Origin of the sequence: Rhodococcus wratislaviensis, assembly GCF_041228765.1 — a bacterium.
Taxonomy (GTDB): domain Bacteria; phylum Actinomycetota; class Actinomycetes; order Mycobacteriales; family Mycobacteriaceae; genus Rhodococcus_F; species Rhodococcus_F wratislaviensis.
Map to the genome: position 1 here is coordinate 5576306 of NZ_CP150488.1, position 15508 is coordinate 5591813.

Annotated in this window: 14 protein-coding genes and 1 pseudogene; 10 read left to right on the plus strand and 5 right to left on the minus strand. The window is 64.6% G+C overall.

Annotated elements, in window-relative coordinates:
- Window positions 1–888, minus strand: coding sequence for a diiron oxygenase (locus WKC72_RS25705; RefSeq protein ID WP_370180108.1), 888 nt, complete (start codon window positions 886–888; stop codon window positions 1–3).
- Window positions 889–1355: 467 nt separating this feature from the next.
- Between WKC72_RS25705 and WKC72_RS25710 the strand changes: the two genes are divergently transcribed.
- The 7 genes and pseudogenes from WKC72_RS25710 to WKC72_RS25740 all read left to right on the plus strand — a co-directional run bounded on the left by WKC72_RS25710 (window position 1356) and on the right by WKC72_RS25740 (window position 7388).
- A complete protein-coding gene (locus WKC72_RS25710; protein ID WP_370180111.1) occupies window positions 1356–2756 on the plus strand; it encodes an IS1380-like element ISRop1 family transposase in 1401 nt (466 codons plus the stop codon).
- A gap of 266 nt (window positions 2757–3022) precedes the next feature.
- Window positions 3023–3166, plus strand: coding sequence for a hypothetical protein (locus WKC72_RS25715; protein WP_370180113.1), 144 nt, complete (start codon window positions 3023–3025; stop codon window positions 3164–3166).
- Window positions 3166–3633, plus strand: a pseudogene (locus WKC72_RS25720) (amidohydrolase family protein); the annotation flags it as partial. The gene WKC72_RS25715 and the pseudogene WKC72_RS25720, both read left to right, overlap by 1 nt.
- Entirely contained in the window at window positions 3585–3995 is a 411-nt protein-coding gene (locus WKC72_RS25725) for an amidohydrolase family protein (protein WP_370184506.1), read from the plus strand. The pseudogene WKC72_RS25720 and the gene WKC72_RS25725, both read left to right, overlap by 49 nt.
- 581 nt (window positions 3996–4576) lie before the next feature.
- On the plus strand, window positions 4577–5206 hold the full coding sequence (locus tag WKC72_RS25730; RefSeq protein ID WP_370180115.1) for a hypothetical protein: 630 nt from the start codon (window positions 4577–4579) through the stop codon (window positions 5204–5206).
- A gap of 550 nt (window positions 5207–5756) precedes the next feature.
- Entirely contained in the window at window positions 5757–7178 is a 1422-nt protein-coding gene (locus WKC72_RS25735) for a wax ester/triacylglycerol synthase family O-acyltransferase (protein WP_128638784.1), read from the plus strand.
- A gap of 87 nt (window positions 7179–7265) precedes the next feature.
- Window positions 7266–7388, plus strand: a complete 123-nt coding sequence (locus tag WKC72_RS25740; protein WP_268748073.1) for a hypothetical protein — start codon at window positions 7266–7268, stop codon at window positions 7386–7388.
- 140 nt (window positions 7389–7528) lie between these two features.
- Here the strand turns inward: WKC72_RS25740 and WKC72_RS25745 are convergent, their stop codons facing one another.
- Window positions 7529–7654: a hypothetical protein gene (locus tag WKC72_RS25745; RefSeq protein ID WP_257237409.1), complete on the minus strand. Its 126-nt coding sequence runs from the start codon at window positions 7652–7654 to the stop codon at window positions 7529–7531.
- Window positions 7655–8343: 689 nt separating this feature from the next.
- Here WKC72_RS25745 and WKC72_RS25750 point away from each other — a divergent pair.
- Window positions 8344–8712, plus strand: a complete 369-nt coding sequence (locus tag WKC72_RS25750) for an Lsr2 family protein (protein WP_370184508.1) — start codon at window positions 8344–8346, stop codon at window positions 8710–8712.
- 312 nt (window positions 8713–9024) lie between these two features.
- Here WKC72_RS25750 and WKC72_RS25755 read toward each other — a convergent pair whose 3' ends face one another.
- The 3 genes from WKC72_RS25755 to WKC72_RS25765 all read right to left on the minus strand — a co-directional run bounded on the left by WKC72_RS25755 (window position 9025) and on the right by WKC72_RS25765 (window position 12681).
- Window positions 9025–9777, minus strand: coding sequence for a hypothetical protein (locus WKC72_RS25755; RefSeq protein WP_370180118.1), 753 nt, complete (start codon window positions 9775–9777; stop codon window positions 9025–9027).
- Window positions 9778–10195: 418 nt separating this feature from the next.
- On the minus strand, window positions 10196–10399 hold the full coding sequence (locus WKC72_RS25760) for a cold-shock protein (RefSeq protein WP_037227806.1): 204 nt from the start codon (window positions 10397–10399) through the stop codon (window positions 10196–10198).
- 215 nt (window positions 10400–10614) lie between these two features.
- A complete protein-coding gene (locus WKC72_RS25765; protein WP_370180121.1) occupies window positions 10615–12681 on the minus strand; it encodes an FUSC family protein in 2067 nt (688 codons plus the stop codon).
- 911 nt (window positions 12682–13592) lie between these two features.
- Between WKC72_RS25765 and WKC72_RS25770 the strand changes: the two genes are divergently transcribed.
- A complete protein-coding gene (locus tag WKC72_RS25770) occupies window positions 13593–14138 on the plus strand; it encodes a dihydrofolate reductase family protein (RefSeq protein ID WP_112302276.1) in 546 nt (181 codons plus the stop codon).
- Between the two features lie 375 nt (window positions 14139–14513).
- Window positions 14514–15422, plus strand: a complete 909-nt coding sequence (locus WKC72_RS25775) for a MurR/RpiR family transcriptional regulator (protein ID WP_370180124.1) — start codon at window positions 14514–14516, stop codon at window positions 15420–15422.
- Window positions 15423–15508 lie beyond the last annotated feature (86 nt).

Below are 15508 nucleotides of genomic sequence, written 5' to 3' on the forward strand. Positions count from 1 at the left end.
TCAGAGAAGATTCGATTTTCGGTAGATCCATCGCGCGCCGAAATTCAGCAGCCCTTCTCTGCTCAGGAATTCGATAAACGGTTCTGCGGCCCTGCGGAACATTATCCGGTGGTGTTCATTTGCGGCGATTTCCGGTCCCACGACTTTCCAATCCAGGCCGAGGTCCTCGTACATTCGACGATTGATCAGGCTCTTCGCGACGAGATGCGTTCCAATCGCGATGACCAGGATGCTGATAAACCGTCGGACGCGCGAAATCTTAATCAGCCGGGTGCGGATTTTCTGACGCGCGTACGCCATGTGCCGGGATTCCTCGATAACATGGATATAGCATGCCCTGCGGATGGGCGCAGCGACGTCTTCGCTCGCCATCCAGTCACGTTGCATGACGTCGAAGATCTCTTCTCCGGCCAGAACGATTCCGTACGCCACCTCGTCCCACGCGATGGTCCTGAACAGCCATCCGAAAAAGTCCAGTGAGCGGTCGCGTCGATAGAAGTGCGATCCGATGCTGTCGATGACGTTGACGAACATCAACGAATGCAGGTTCTCGTCGGCGCATTCGTTGAACAGGAACTTGACGTCCGAGCGGGCGGGGTCCGCACTGTGACTGGCCCGCAGCAATGCCACCTGCAATCCCACCTCCAGCCAGATTCCGACGCCCAAGAACTGCGCGACCTCGCTTCTGGTGAGGCGGACGCGTTCCGACTCTGCCATGGAGTCCCACGTAGCGGTGCCGAAGAGAGGTGACCACTCGGGTGTCATCCCGTGAAATTCGTCGCCGTCTGAATCAGGTTGGCAAACTAGCGGGTCCCGCGGATCGAATGAGAGGCGCTTGGCCGATTCCAAGAGAGTCTCGAATATCGCATCCCTTCCGGAAGTCGTCATCCTTCCTTACTCCTATTTCCTATTCCAATCGAATCGCGAATCGCGAATCGATCGGAGATCTAATGTGTTTATCCGGGGTGCATAAACTCACCCTTGTGCTCCGTCTCGACTGTGTTCCGCCCGGCACATTAGTCGGTTACGGCAGCAATCGCAGAACTTGCAGCGTACCTCGCCACCGACTCGGCGATCGAGTTGCAGCATCCATTGAATTGATCTTGAACGCCTCGGCGTTTTCATGAGAATTCAAGTAACATGCAGTTGTTCCGGGAAACCGTGGCCGATATCGACACGGATCGACGCGCGCTGCAGCTCGTGAACGAGTCGACGCCGGCCACGTGCTCGCCTCAACCTGGATCCACCGATGTGGTGTCGGGGTAGGTGAGTCGAAACGGCGAGATGCCCTTGCGTGCTGAAAGAATTGGACTTCTCACAGAACCAGTTCGATCGACACGAAGGGCATCTCTAGGGTGCAACTATCCCACACCCACCCGGTGACGGCCTCGGCGTTCGACGACCGCAATCTCCTCGCCGCGGCCGGACTGGTCCCGGTCCTGGGGTTGGCTCAGGACTGCGGCCTCGATGACCTGGCAGACGAGCATCTGACGCTGCCCACCGACAAGGGCGCACACGCGGGCCGGAAGGTGACCGCACTGGTAGCGGGCATGGTCGCCGGCGCCGACAGCATCGACGACATGGCGCTGCTGCGGCACGGCGCCATGCCCACGGTATTCGACCGCCCGTACGCCCCGTCGACGCTGGGCTCCTTCCTGCGGACGTTCTCCTTCGGGCACGTCCGCCAACTCGACGCCGTCGCCGCCCGATTCCTGCAAGGCCTGGCCGAACGAACACCGCTGGTCGGTGGGCCCGAATCAGGTGGGCGGATCCTCGTCGACCTCGACGACACCATCGTCGAGGTGCACGGGCACGCCAAGCAGGGTTCGGGCTACGGATATACGGGGGTCCGGGGGTTGAACGCGCTGATCGCCACCGCCACCACCGACGGGCGGGCACCGGTGATCGTCGGCCAACGCCTGCGCCGCGGCGGCTGCGGATCCCCACGCGGGGCATCCCGGATGGTCAGCGACGCCCTCGCCACACTCGGCCGCCTGCGCCCGCAGCTGTCACCGGGGTCTGTGCTGGTGCGGGCCGACTCGGCCTTCTACGGGCACCCGACCGTGTCCGCGGCACTGCGCTCCGGCGCCGACGTCTCGGTCACGGTGCGGATGACCGCGACGGTGAAGGCGGCGATCGCCGCCATCGACGAGGATGCGTGGACCCCGATCGAATACACCGACGCCGTCTACGACGAACAGGCCGGCCGGTGGATCTCCCGCGCCGAGGTCGCCGAGATCGACTTCACCGCGTTCACCCGCCTCGCCTCCGAGCGGACACCGGGCCGGTTGGTGGTGCGCCGCATCCCCGACCTGCGGGAACACACCGATGGTCAGGGCACGTTGTTCGACGCCTGGCGGTTCCACGCGTTCTTCACCACCACCGACCCCGCCGTCCTGGACACCGTGGCCGCGGACAAGATCCACCGCGGGCACGCGATCATCGAGCAGGTCCACGCCGACCTGAAGAACTCCGCGCTCGCGCACCTGCCGTCGGGGCGGTTCGCCGCCAACAGTGCCTGGCTGGTGCTTGCGGTGATGGCGTTCAATCTCACCCGCGCCGCCGCCACCCTCACCGGGGCCCGCCTGGCCAAGGCGACGACCGCCACCATCCGCCGGACCCTGATCTCGGTCCCGGCGCGGATCGCGTCCTCGGCCCGCCGCCTCACCCTGCACCTGCCGCGGCGCTGGCCCTGGGAATCCGAATGGAACCAACTCTTCACCCACACCCGACATCGAAGACCCCAGGTCACCTAATCCGCCCGGCCACCCCCGGCCCCGACCCGAAAGACCCAGTGGAACAACCCGACACATCGGTCGGGCGATCACCCACACCCCTGACAGCCCATCAACGGCCACAACCGAACCCATCACCCGACCCGCCCCTATCGGTGGATCCAGGCTCAACCGCAATCGTGCTCGACGTCCAGATCCTGGTCGGCACGATGGCCATGGGCCGGGAGTTCGGAGCGACCGAGCCACCGCGGGTCGCGCCCGCGTGATGGGCGGCCTCTCTCCGAGTGATGGGAACCGCGTTCGCCACCGGACAAGCCTTCGGAATCGCCGCCGCCCAGCAAGCCCTGACCGGTGAGGCCGCCCACTTCCGCGCCGACGCCTGGCCTACCGGGACATGCTGCCCGACATCCACGACACCCGCCTGCACCTGATGGACGAGTGCGACATCGACCCGGCCGTCCCCTCCCTTCTGTCCCCCGGTATCCAGTCCCTGCACGACGCCGCCCAGGCCGTCGACTGGGCACAACAACTCAACGACTACGCCGCCAAACACGTCGCCCACCGCCCGGACCGATTCGCCTCATTCGCCGCACTACCCATGCAGGACCCCGCCGCAGCCACCACCGAAATACGCCGCGCCGTCACCGAACTCGGCCTCGTCGGCGCCCTCGTCAACGGATTCTCCCAATTCGGCGACGAAAACACCGTCGTCTACCTCGACGACCCCCGATACGCCGAATTCTGGTCCACCGTCGCCGAACTCGACGTCCCCGTCTACCTGCACCCGCGTGACCCCCTCGAATCCACCACCCCGCAATACCACGGCCACCCCTGGCTCTACGGTTCCGCATGGGCGTTCTCCGTCGAAACCGGAGCCCACGCACTCCGCCTGATGGGCAGCGGACTGTTCGATCGGCACCCCAACCTGAACATCCTCCTCGGCCACCTCGGAGAACTGCTGCCGTTCAACATCTGGCGAACCGACCACCGCATCGCGGTGACACCGCGCGGCATCGACAGCCAGCACTCGTTCGGCCACTACCTCCGCAACAACTTCTACCTCACCACCAGCGGAAACTTCCGCACCCCGGCGCTACTGAAACCATCCAGGAAGTCGGCGCCGACCGCCTGCTGTTCGCCGCCGACTACCCGTTCGAGGACATGCGCGAAGCGGCCGATTGGTTCGACCGACTCGAAATCAACAACAACGACCACATCAAGATCGCACGCACCAACGCACTGGCCTTACTGAAACTCTGAGCAATACCAGCCCGCGCAGCGACCGTCCGTAGCCGGCGCTCCACGCGTGAAATAGCTGGGTGGTCGCTCCCAGTGGGCGACCATCCAGCTTCTGCCCGTCATCGACCGACGACGATGTGGAGATCGGACTGCGCCCGTACTTGGCGGTAGACAGCATTTCAACACCCCCCCCTCGAGAAGACTTTCGAATAACCACACCGCCGGACTGCACGGACAGGTCCGGCAGCCGGACTTGGTGACACGCTCCCCAGCACTGGGTGCGTCGTCGCATCCGGGGCACTGCCAGCCGGATTGAGAACCCTGCGAGAAACGCAACTCGAGAAACTCTGCGCCCCCAGAACGATCTGCAACGATGACCACCCGTTCGCAGGTTGTGCGCGAACGTGCCGCAGCAAGGGGTCAGGTATGGCTGCGCACCTATCGACGCCTCGATCACGATCTCATGTCGGTGATCGAAAAGCGCAGCTGCAGATCCAAGCCGGCGACGGCCACCGCCCATTGCCTCCGGCGGATAGGGGGAGCAGTGTGAAACACGGGGAAATGACCGGCGACGCCGCGTCGGCGCCGCCCTGAGGAGAAGGGTGCCGATCGTGTTCGCACGCTCAACAACAATTCATGCGCATCCGTCGTACATCGACGCCGGGATCAAGCATGTACGCGACACTGTGATGCCCGCGCTGGCGGACACCGAGGGCTGCCTCGGAATGTCCCTGCTGGTCGATCGCGGCTCGGGCCGGTGCATCGCGACCAGTTCATGGCGAGACGAGGAATCTCTGCGCGCCAGCGAGGGACCGGTCCTGAAGCTGCGTGACGACGCAGCCGAGGTCTTCCACGGCACCACGGAGGTCTCGCGGTGGGACATCGCTGTCATGCATCGCGACCACCATTCGGATCGCGGGGCCTGTTGCCGGGTCACCTGGATCAAGACCGAGCCGGCCCACATGGACCGCGCCGTCGACGTGTGGAAGATGGCCGCACTGCCCAAGATGGAGGTACTCGACGGCTTCTGCAGCGCCAGCCTGATGCTCGACCACGCCGCGGGTCGCGGGGTGTCGTCGCTGACATTCGACAGCGCCGAGGCGATGGAACGCAACAGAGAACGCATCGACAGCATCCGGGACGAAGGAGTTCGCGAGGCGAACGCCGAGGTTCTCGATACTTGCGAGTTCGAGCTGGCCATCGCGCATCTACACGTCCCCGAGATGGCGTGAGTTATCGAACCGCCCAGAAGGATAATCTGCCACCCGCTTTCGGCGACTGCCGCAAGCGGGTGGCCGTCATTCGAGACGGACAGTGGCGACGACAAGCTGTCTGTGGATCAATCCCAACAACATAATGAAGTGAATTCGAGGGCAGCGGCGGCCGGGATGGACCTTGCCCACGGATCATCCACAGGGGGCCGCAATCCCCCGACGGGGTCGACGGTGGCGGAAGCTTGGGGCCAACTGCTCCCGGCTCGAGAAAGATCACCCTGCGCCCGGCTCGGACAGCCCGATCGCCGACTACGAAACGTGGCGCCGGCCCCGCCCTCGATCCCCGTCCGGCGGACCGGCGAATTGCCCGACTTGTCCTATCCGGGACTTTCGGCCTCGCGCGGTCGTCCGCGCGTCCTGTACAACTGAACAGGGATGCCGGTTTGTGACGTGAACCACACCTAACCGTTATCTTACGACCCGATTACCTAGAGCTGAACCCCACGCCCGGAAGCACCCGCAGTGGCAGTGCAGGTACCGATCCGGACGAACGGAAAGGACACCTCACATGCTGCTGCCGATGTCACCGACCGATTCGCTGTTCCTCCTCGGCGAGTCGCGGGAGCATCCCATGCACGTCGGCGGCCTGGCGACCTTCACCCCACCGGATGGCACCGACACGGACGAGATGGGGGCCTTGTTCGAGGCGGCGCTGGACTCCGACGAGGTGGCACCGCTGCTGCGCCGACGCGCCCGCCGATCGGTGACCACCCTCGGGCAGTGGGGTTGGGAGACCGCGACCGACGTCGACGTCGACTATCACGTGCACCGCAACGCCCTCCCCCGCCCGGGTGGCATGCCGGAACTTATGACATTGGTGTCGCGACTGCACGGCACGCCACTCGATCGCAGCCGCCCGCTGTGGGAGATGCACCTGATCGAAGGCCTCGCCGATGGCCGTTACGCGGTGTACACCAAGATTCACCACGCCCTCGCCGACGGCGCGTCCGCGATGAACCTGTTGCGCCGCAGCATGAGTACGGACCCTTCCCGAAGGGGCATGCCCGCCCCCTGGCAACCCACCGCACCCCTGACGGCGACCGACGTGGCCGGGCCGGCGCCAGTGTCATCGTCGCCAACGAATCTGCGGGGTCTGTCGGGCCGAGTCCTGCGCGGAGCCCGCGGCGCGGCCGGGGAAGTCGTCGGCCTGGCACCGGCGCTGGCCGGCACCGTGGACCGCGCCCTACGCGCCGAGGGCGGGCCGCTGTCGACGCGGGCGCCGCACACGATGTTCAACGTCTCGATCGGGGGTGCCCGGCACTTCGCCGCTCGCACCTGGCCGCTCGAACGGATACGGCTGCTCGCCAAACACGCCGACGCCACCGTCAACGACATCATCCTGGCGATGTCCGCCGGAGCTCTGCGCGGCTACCTTCACGATCTCGGCGCGCTGCCCGCCGAGCCGCTGATCGCGATGGTCCCGGTCTCCCTGCGCCCCACCAGCTGCGGCATCGATCCGGAATCCGCAAGCGGGAACCGGATCGGGGTGCTGATGTGCAACCTCGCCACCCACCTGCCCGACCCCGCCCACCGCCTCGACACCGTGCGCACCTGCATGCGCGAAGGCAAACACGCCCTCGGCGCGATGAGCCCCGCCCAAGTGCTGGCGATGAGCGCCCTCGGTGCCGCCCCCCTCGGCATCGAAATGCTCCTCGGCCGGCGGGGACCTCAGCGACCGCCGTTTAACCTGGTGATCTCCAACGTCGCCGGACCCGCCACCCCGCTGTACTGGAACGGCGCCCGCCTCGACTCCCTGTACCCCCTGTCGATCCCGGTCACCGGACAAGCCCTGAACATCACCTGCACCAGTAGCGACGACCAACTCGTCTTCGGGCTGACCGGCTGCCGGCGCACCGTCCCGAACCTGCACCCGATGCTCGACCACCTCGACGGCGAACTCCACGCCCTCGAACAGGTTGTCGGCCTGTAACACCACCCCGGGGCCGGGATCAAGACCCCGGATTGCGGCCCTCTCCGCCGACCGCCACACCATCGGCACCCGATAGGAAGGAAACCCATGAACATCCACAAGGCTCTGCTCATGATGCTGCTCGGCGGCACCACCGGCCTCCAGGTCCTCCTCCGCCGCCGCACCCCACGGAGCCGCGGACGGGGCGCGCCGTTCCACGCCAACGGCTGACACACCTCGAGGTCGTGGCCCGAATACGCTGCGAGACCATGTCAGGGCGATGGACAGCGGGCACGCGGCTCGTGCTGCCCGGCCGGTGCTGCGGATCGGCGGCAGCTCGTACCGCCGCCCGTCCCCGACTGGTCACCCGGCTAGAAGTCGACCCCGTGGCCCTCGAGCCACCGTGCGGGGGTGAACCACGGTGTATCGAGGTGGTACTCCTTGTCGAGGGCGTCCAGGATCGCATGCGCATCCGCCCCGCGGTAGCTCTCGTACATCCGAACATGAAGTCCTGAACGCTTTTTCACCGCATCGAATAGAATGCCGTGACGGAACAGAACCGTCTCGGAGGGGCGTACCACGATGTTGCCACCGGGGTGGGCCACACCTCCGGCCACCACCTCGACACACAACACCATGCGGGGATCTGTCGAGAGCACAACCAGCAGCAAATCCCGATCATGGGGGTCCGGCGCCCCGTGCCACGGCCTTCTGCCCTCCCGGCCGCCGACCGCAACGCACTCGAGCGCCCGCCGCCAGGGCCGACCTTCGACGATGTGCAACCGGCCACCGGACCTGAGAGGAGGAAGCGGACAATCCCCCGCAGACCCGGATGCGGAGACATGCGTAGTTCCGTGTTCGGTCGTCATACTCCCGGCGTGCCCGTAGCCATCCGTCCCGAAACATCGGACTGCCCGCACCGGCCGGATCCGCAAACGCCTCCACTGAGTCCCCCGTCCGTCGCCCTCGCCGCGGACTTCTTCGCGTCGCCCCAAGGCCCCGGCTACTTCCAACACCCGCCATGCATTCGAGAGCTGACCCGCTCGGTGGATAATGTCCGTTTCGCTAAGAATTTCCGTCCGATTTTCCATTTTCGGTGCATACAGTGGAGTGCTGCATTTTTGGCTGAGGCGAGCATTGCGTAATGGACGTAGAGTGGGTGCGTAAAAGGGACAAAGGAGCTGGAATGGCGCGCCAAATTGTTGTCGAACACGTCGACGATATCGACGGAACTCCCATTGCGGAGGGAAAGGGCGAGACGATCGCCTTCTCCGTGAATGGAATCGACTACGAGATCGACTTGTCGGCGAGAAACGCGAAGGAGTTCCACAAGAAACTCGATCACTACATCGATCACGCCACGAGGGTGGGTGGCCGCAAGAATCGATCCGCGGGCGCACTCACGTCGGGCGGTGAGGTCAAGCGGAAGCCTGTGCGGCGCGACCGTGACCATGTGAGGGCAGTGCGGGAATGGGCGCAGGAACAGGGCTATGAAGTCGGTGTCCGCGGGCGCATTCCCACCGAGATCACGGAAGCGTACAACGCTGCTCACTGACGACCGAGCATGGTTTTATTTGATGTCCGTGGCAGTAGGGATGGAATGGGAAGCTGAAGGGCGAGCGGCATTCGCAGGAAGCGTGCGGCAAGAGTCCCTGGACGAAATTCTGCTCCAAGATCTGTCATTCGACGCGGAGGCCAGGCCTCGGAGCAATCGCAAATTCGCCGCCTTTCGCGGACCGATTTGTCCAACAAGGAACCCACGCTTTCTCGAAGACTGGGTGCGCCACCGCTACGCCGCGGCCGGCCGGAATTCTTCGAAAATTGCCCATCCCCGGATCCGCTTCTTCTGACGCCCGCGCCTGGGGCTCTAGGCCGGAGCAGTTCCGCCCGATGTCAGTGCTCCGGGGTGGGCGGCGGCGTAGGCCTCCCATACCTCGACGCGTAGTCGTCCGCGGTCAGACAGACACGGGGATGCCGTGGGCGCGGCCCAGGCCCGGACCTCGGCGGTGGGCGGTGTGGCTGCTGCGGCGGCGTTGTCGGTGGGTGTCTCGTCGGACAGTGCTGCCGTCGTGTCCTTCTCGGCGTCCACATCGTTGCCGGAGTCCGCCAGGTCGGCATGTTCGGACGTATCGGCGGCCGGCGTTCTCGCTCTCGTCGCCCGCCTTCGGCGCGTCAGCGCACCCGTGACGCCAAGCGCACCTGTGCCGACTTCGGTAGCGGTGGTCTCGGTGCCGTCGACGACGGGTCCGACGGTGTCGACGGCGACGCCATCTCCGGTCAAGCACGCGGTGTCCTCGACAGTCTCGTGGGCAATCTGGACGGCCTCGTCAGCGCCGCCGGCCACCCGGCGGTCCTTGTCGATGTCAATCCCGGCGGTTTCGGTGCTCAGGGCCGCCACCCTCACCGCGTCAAGGAGTTGACCGCGCACAGATTCGTCGAGGGCAGCGAACTCAGGTGATGATTGGAGCAGCATCGTGGCGTGGTCGACCATCTCTTGCGGGCTGCCGGCGCGGCGTCCTGCGCTCGCCGCGGCGAGCATCATGCCCGGCTTCGTGTGGCGGGAGCGGCCCAGCCAATAGCCCACGATCACCGCGATCGCGACCTGCAGTCTGGTCATCATCGTCGACTCCCGCGAATGGGATTTGCCGGTGCGGGCTACGTCGGATCGACTACCCAGCGTCGCCCACGCTCAAGAAAGCAGTGGCGAGAGGGCATTCGGCGGAAGAAGCCAAACAGGCTATGGGAAACCTGGATGACGTCCTCTCACACACAGCATCTCAGGCCGAGCCACAACCAATCCATTGACCGATGCCATGACTCCCACGAGCGAACCGTGGGCGGTGCGCTCCCCCTCTTCAGCTCTCCTTGGCATGGCAGCAAGACCGCTGGCTCAGCGATCGTCGCCCCTCCAGCCCTCAGTCCGCCCACGCAGGGGCGGGTCGCGGAAACCCTCGTTAACGCTCTCCCTCACCCGGATACCGATCGGACGATATAGATGGGGACCGCACCCACCGGATGCGGTCCCCAAGTCGCACTGGTCAGACAGTGCGTACGTTCGTGGCCTGCGGGCCCTTCTGGCCCTGGCCGACCTCGAACTCCACACGCTGGTTCTCGTCGAGCGACTTGAAACCGCTGCCCGAGATTTCCGAGTAATGCACGAAGACGTCCGGAGTTCCGTCGTCGGGTGCGATGAAACCGAAGCCCTTCTCACCGTTGAACCACTTCACAATGCCCTGAGCCATGCCGATACTCCCTAGATCTCGATCCGGATCTCACATCGAGGTTCCGATCTCGATGACTTGATCCTGCCATCCTCGATGTAGTCGCGAAGACGCGCACTGTGTCCGCGTCGACCTATTGCCGGTCATCGATGCACTATCGGTGACCTTGTGGTGGGAGTGATGGTGTCATGCGCCGGGCGTGCTTTGTGCTTCGCTCAGCAGTATGTACGACCCCATCAGACACGCGTCAATGCCTCCCCCATCGTGCGGTTGAGGGTGCTGAGCGAGCGGACGGCACTGCGAACCGGCCCGGGCGTGGTGGTCGACTGCAGCATGACGTCGGGTGCCGAGGTTTCGGTGAGTTTCTCCGGAGGCTCTACGTGCTCGCCGGCGAGTGCGCGTTTGACGTCGGCGATGGTTGCCTTGGTGACGTCCGCTGCTTGGCCCAATGCCTTCGCGGTCTCCTGCGACGGTCCGCTGTCCGGTTCGCCGCGAGAGGCGCTCACCCCTGCTCGGGCGAGTGCATGAGACGACCGATTGCTGACCGTCATGATCCGCAACAACCGTTTCGCTCCCCGACGAGTCCGCGTCGTCGGTCCCATTTCCAAGGGTTTGCCCGCCGTGACCAGGTCCTTCAGCGTGTTGTCCAGCTTCCGGATGTCGGCGACGAGGTCAGTTTCGTGGCCTGGTTGGACGACGGCTCCGATACCGGTGTCGATGATGGCAGTCATCTGATCGAGGTAGTCGTCGATCTTCGAGATCAGCGTCGATCTCGTTCCGGTGGAGAAGATGAAATACGCCGCCGCTATTCCGACGATTCCGCCTGCCGCCGTTTCGTAGATGCGCAGTTCAAGTACCTCGATGCTGAATGTGCCGAGCAGTCCGTACAGCATCGCAAGCATGACGGTGACGAAGAAGGAGAGCAACGCGTAGGCAACCGTGACGAGGTAGAACGCGAAGAATACGCAGACGACGAGCAGGAGCAGCTGCAACGGCTGGTTGTTTCCGACCAACGCGGACAGCACCACTCCTGCAAGAACTCCCGCGATGGTGCCGACGACGCGGTGCCCTGCGCGAGAGAGAATCTCACCGCGGGTAGACGCTCCGGTGAAGACGAGGAAGGCCGTCAGGACCGCCCAGTACCAGCGGTCGGGCGAGATGAGCTCACCGAGAATCGTTGCAGCGCTGGTCGCGACGGCTACCTGGATCGCGGCTTTGGTGCTCGGATTCCATCCGGGGTCCGTTTCTTCGCCCTCGTCCGGCTGCTTCCTCGGTTCGGATTCTGTTCGCAGGGCATTGCTGGTGATGTGATGAATCGCGATGTGTGCCTGCACTGCCCGCATCGCGACGGCGGTCGCGATACCCGCCGGAGTCGATGGATCGGATTTGTCTGCAGCCGCGGCGGCGAGGCGTCGGGCAGCGCGGAGTTGGTCGTCCGACGGATTGTTCTGCAGGCACGATCCCAGTGCAGTGGTCGCCTGCCCCAGCGAATTCGGCCACAACTTGTTCGGGTCGAGCGCCCACAGCGCGCTGACGAGTTGTTCGGTAGCGATTTGCGCGTCGAAGATGCGAACGGACAGATCATCGTTCGTGACGCTCAGGAGCTGAGCTGCATCGTTGCGGTCGAGCCAGTCGTCGATCATCAGCGCGGTGCTTCCGAGCCGGTCGAGTTTCTTGCGGAGTAGATCGAGGTTCCGATCACCCCTGTTCGACGCCACCTCCAGCACGTCGATCGACGCGGCCCGCAGCGCCCGAACCAACCGTTTGAGTTCGAGCCCGGGCCGGTCCGGCAGGATCACCGTACGGACGAGGAGCGAGATACCGACGCCGACGACGATGGACACGGTGAGGATGGGAATCTGCCCAAGCTGGGCCCGAAGAAAGAGCGCGAAGAAGTAGCAGATGAACGCGACCATCCCGAGAGCCGTACCTCGCGGGCCGTAGCGCCGCACCCAGACGGCCGCGAAGAGCACCGCGATGAAGCCCACATCGGCGACCTTCCCGAACTGGGACAGCACCGCGGACATCGACACCGCTGCGATTGCAGGGAACACGAGCAGCAGTGTCGTGACCACCCTGCTGTGCTGATCCCTGTCCTTGACCGCCGCCGAGGACTGCATCGCGACGACCGTCCCGAGCAGCGCTACGGTGAGTGGCTGGCCGATCGCGTTGGAACCCGGTAACAACACCACCATCGCGAGCACGACGGTGATCGTCGTGGCGGTAGCGGCACGAAGCCGCAGCCGGCCGGGATCGGAGACCGCGAGAAAACGGGCTGTCTCCTGCATGAACCGAAAAGCCATTCACCGATTGTGCGCCTACGGAACCCGCGCGTGCGTCATTGACACCTCGACGCAGCGTGGCGCTCTGCGATATCTCCCAATCCCGAAACTCTTCCTGTCGATCGTTAATCCTCTGCACCGTAAGTTGATTCGGGACGTATTCGCGTCTACCTTTCGCGGTCAGTCTCGGACGACGTCGCTACCGATCTCTTCGAGATCAACCGCGCCTTCGAGGAGGAGCAAACCGGCCAGCGAACGACGCTTGGACGAGCAATGAACCGCCCTACACTGCGCCATGTCGCCTCGTCCACGCGAGTCAGCCATTCAGGCCGATGACCAACACCAGTAGCGCAGCGTAGGTTCCGAGCTCAAACCACTGCGTCCGTTCATGATGCCGATCACGAGGGCGATCGCCATGAGAACCACGCTGAGGAGTGCAGCCGGTTGTCGGCGGTGTTGACTCGAAGTTCACTGTGCTGTCCAGATTGGGCGAATTCACCTGCACCAGTCGCGTCCTGGTCCATCACCACGGTCGCCTCGCCGTCAATGTACAGCGGATCTGCCGGGGCTGCGTCTGAGAACTTCGATACATCTGGGGACTCGGCCCCGAGACAGAGGTAGGTGCAACCATCGGGGGCCACCGTCGATTGATGCGCCCCGCTTGCCCAGTTACGTGACGGGATCCCACGATTTCTTCGGCGTGCTCGGGACTAGTCGTAGATCACGGCAAAGTCCCCGGCGCTCGAGGTCCGCCAATCCGTCCCGCATGGTGTGAACCTGTTCAGGTGAATGCCCCGCCCAGTCCGTGATCTTGCCGACTACACTCACCGGCTCCCCGCCATGAGGTCGATCCAGTGCTCGACCGCAGCGCCACAGATGGGGCTGTGCCTGTTGGCGATGATTTTACGACCGTGGCGGGGTCAGTATCTGATATGAGGAAACTCGCGATCACCCAGAACATCACCCTCGACGGCTCCATCGAGATGCTCGGCGACTGGTTCGACCCCACGGACCAGGATCCGCAGCTACTGGAGGCGACCCGCCGGCAGTCCGAGCGCGCGGACGCGATGCTGCTGGGTCGGCAGACGTTCGAGGACTTCCGCGGCTACTGGCCCCGACAGACCGACGACCAGACGGGCATCACCGACGAGCTGAACCAAATTCAGAAGTACGTCGTCTCCTCGACCATGACCGACCCGCAGTGGCGGAACTCGACCCTGCTCACGGGCGACTGGATCGCCCAGGTGCGGGCCCTGAAGGGACAGGAGGGCCGCGACATCGTGGTCACCGGCAGTATCACGCTGACCCACGCCCTGATCGTCTCTGGCCTGGTCGACGAGTACCGGCTGTTCGTGTACCCCGCCGTCCAGGGTCGGGGACGACGGCTGTTTCCCGACGGATACGAGATGCCGAGGCTGCAGCTGGTGGAGGCACGAGGCTTCCAGAACGGCGTCTGTCTACTGCGCTACACCAACTGAGGACACCACCCAGGACCACCTGCTGTTCATATTCGGGAGTGTGGTTGCCGCTGTGATCGAAGTGCGACTGTTGTCGACCGTTGCTCCGGGAGTCTGCCAGTGGCCGCGGTGGTCTGCGGGGCCGTCGCCACATCGCGGTCCGCGGTGGGCGACGACGGGGCAGCATCGTTGCGGGCCCTACTGGGCGTCGTTGCCGCGTCGCGGGGATTACCGTCTCACTGCATTGCCGGATACCCGCTTTCGAGACCTCGGATGACGGTGGACGGGTCACGTAGTGCAACTATGCTTGCAGATGCTCTTTCGGAAGCAATTCACCATCCTGCGATCGAGTTGGCTTGGACTCGACATATGGATCGTCACGGACGAGGAGGCCGCATGGGCACGAAGGCTGAAAACACCACCACGGGGCCCCAGTCCTTCGACGAGCTTCTCGTCGAAATCCGTGCACGTTCGGGGTCGCTGTCTCCCTCGCATCGCAAGATCGCCGAGCGGGTGATGTCCGACCCGGAGGCAGTGGCGTTCATGACCATCTCGGAGCTCGCGGCCGCTGTCGGTGTCAACGAGGCGACCGTGGTGCGGTTCGCGACCGGCCTCGGCCTGAAGGGCTATCCCGGACTGACCCGACTGTGCCGTGAGCGACTTCAGGAGCAGGCGCAGCTGTTGCGCCGGTTCGACAATCTCGAGCATGTCGCCTCCGAGGGGGCCGGCCTGCTCGAGCAGACGGTGGCGCTCGATCAGGCCAACATCGCCCGCACCTTTGCGCGGATCGAGGAGGCGACGTGGAAGTCCGCGGTCGAGCACCTGGCGCAGGCACCTCGGGTACACGTCATGGGACTGCGCAAATGCCACGCACCGGCATACCTGCTCGGGTATCTGTTGCGGATGCTGCGCGAGGACGTCGAGACGGTCACAGCGAGTGTCGGTTCGTTGACCGATGATCTGCGTCGCGTCCGGGAGGGCGACAGCTTCGTGGCGATGTCGATCCACCGCTACAGCGCCGACACCATCCGTGCGGCGGAGTGGGCGCGGCAGAGCGGTGCGCACGTCATCGCGTTCACCGACAACGCCAGCTCACCCCTCGCCGGCCCGGCACACGACACCTTCTACATCGATGCTTCGAGCGCGTCGGTGCTCAGGTCCATGACAGCCTTCACTTCCCTTGCCCAGGCGATGTCCGGCGGAGTCGCCCACCTGCTCGGACACCAGGTCCGCGAAACCCTCCTCGAAGAGGAGAAACTCCTCAGCAGCTTTCGCGTCTACGCCACCGAACGACCCGACATCTGACGGAGATGGCCCCGCATGCATCGCGGGGAATTCGCGGCGGGAAGCGGACCACTTCGTGCCGTTCGGAGATTCGTACAGCTCGCTGT

Excerpts from the sequence above, each read along its gene's own strand:
- WKC72_RS25735 (WP_128638784.1), top strand. The coding sequence starts at position 5,757 with ATGCTGCTGCCGATGTCACCGACCGATTCGCTGTTCCTCCTCGGCGAG.
- WKC72_RS25725 (WP_370184506.1), top strand. The coding sequence starts at position 3,585 with ATGGGCGTTCTCCGTCGAAACCGGAGCCCACGCACTCCGCCTGATGGG.
- WKC72_RS25750 (WP_370184508.1), top strand. The coding sequence starts at position 8,344 with ATGGCGCGCCAAATTGTTGTCGAACACGTCGACGATATCGACGGAACT.
- WKC72_RS25745 (WP_257237409.1), bottom strand. The coding sequence starts at position 7,654 with ATGTACGAGAGCTACCGCGGGGCGGATGCGCATGCGATCCTGGACGCC.
- WKC72_RS25705 (WP_370180108.1), bottom strand. The coding sequence starts at position 888 with ATGACGACTTCCGGAAGGGATGCGATATTCGAGACTCTCTTGGAATCG.
- WKC72_RS25770 (WP_112302276.1), top strand. The coding sequence starts at position 13,593 with ATGAGGAAACTCGCGATCACCCAGAACATCACCCTCGACGGCTCCATC.
- WKC72_RS25740 (WP_268748073.1), top strand. The coding sequence starts at position 7,266 with ATGAACATCCACAAGGCTCTGCTCATGATGCTGCTCGGCGGCACCACC.
- WKC72_RS25775 (WP_370180124.1), top strand. The coding sequence starts at position 14,514 with ATGGGCACGAAGGCTGAAAACACCACCACGGGGCCCCAGTCCTTCGAC.
- WKC72_RS25755 (WP_370180118.1), bottom strand. The coding sequence starts at position 9,777 with ATGATGACCAGACTGCAGGTCGCGATCGCGGTGATCGTGGGCTATTGG.
- WKC72_RS25765 (WP_370180121.1), bottom strand. The coding sequence starts at position 12,681 with ATGGCTTTTCGGTTCATGCAGGAGACAGCCCGTTTTCTCGCGGTCTCC.
- WKC72_RS25760 (WP_037227806.1), bottom strand. The coding sequence starts at position 10,399 with ATGGCTCAGGGCATTGTGAAGTGGTTCAACGGTGAGAAGGGCTTCGGT.
- WKC72_RS25715 (WP_370180113.1), top strand. The coding sequence starts at position 3,023 with ATGGGAACCGCGTTCGCCACCGGACAAGCCTTCGGAATCGCCGCCGCC.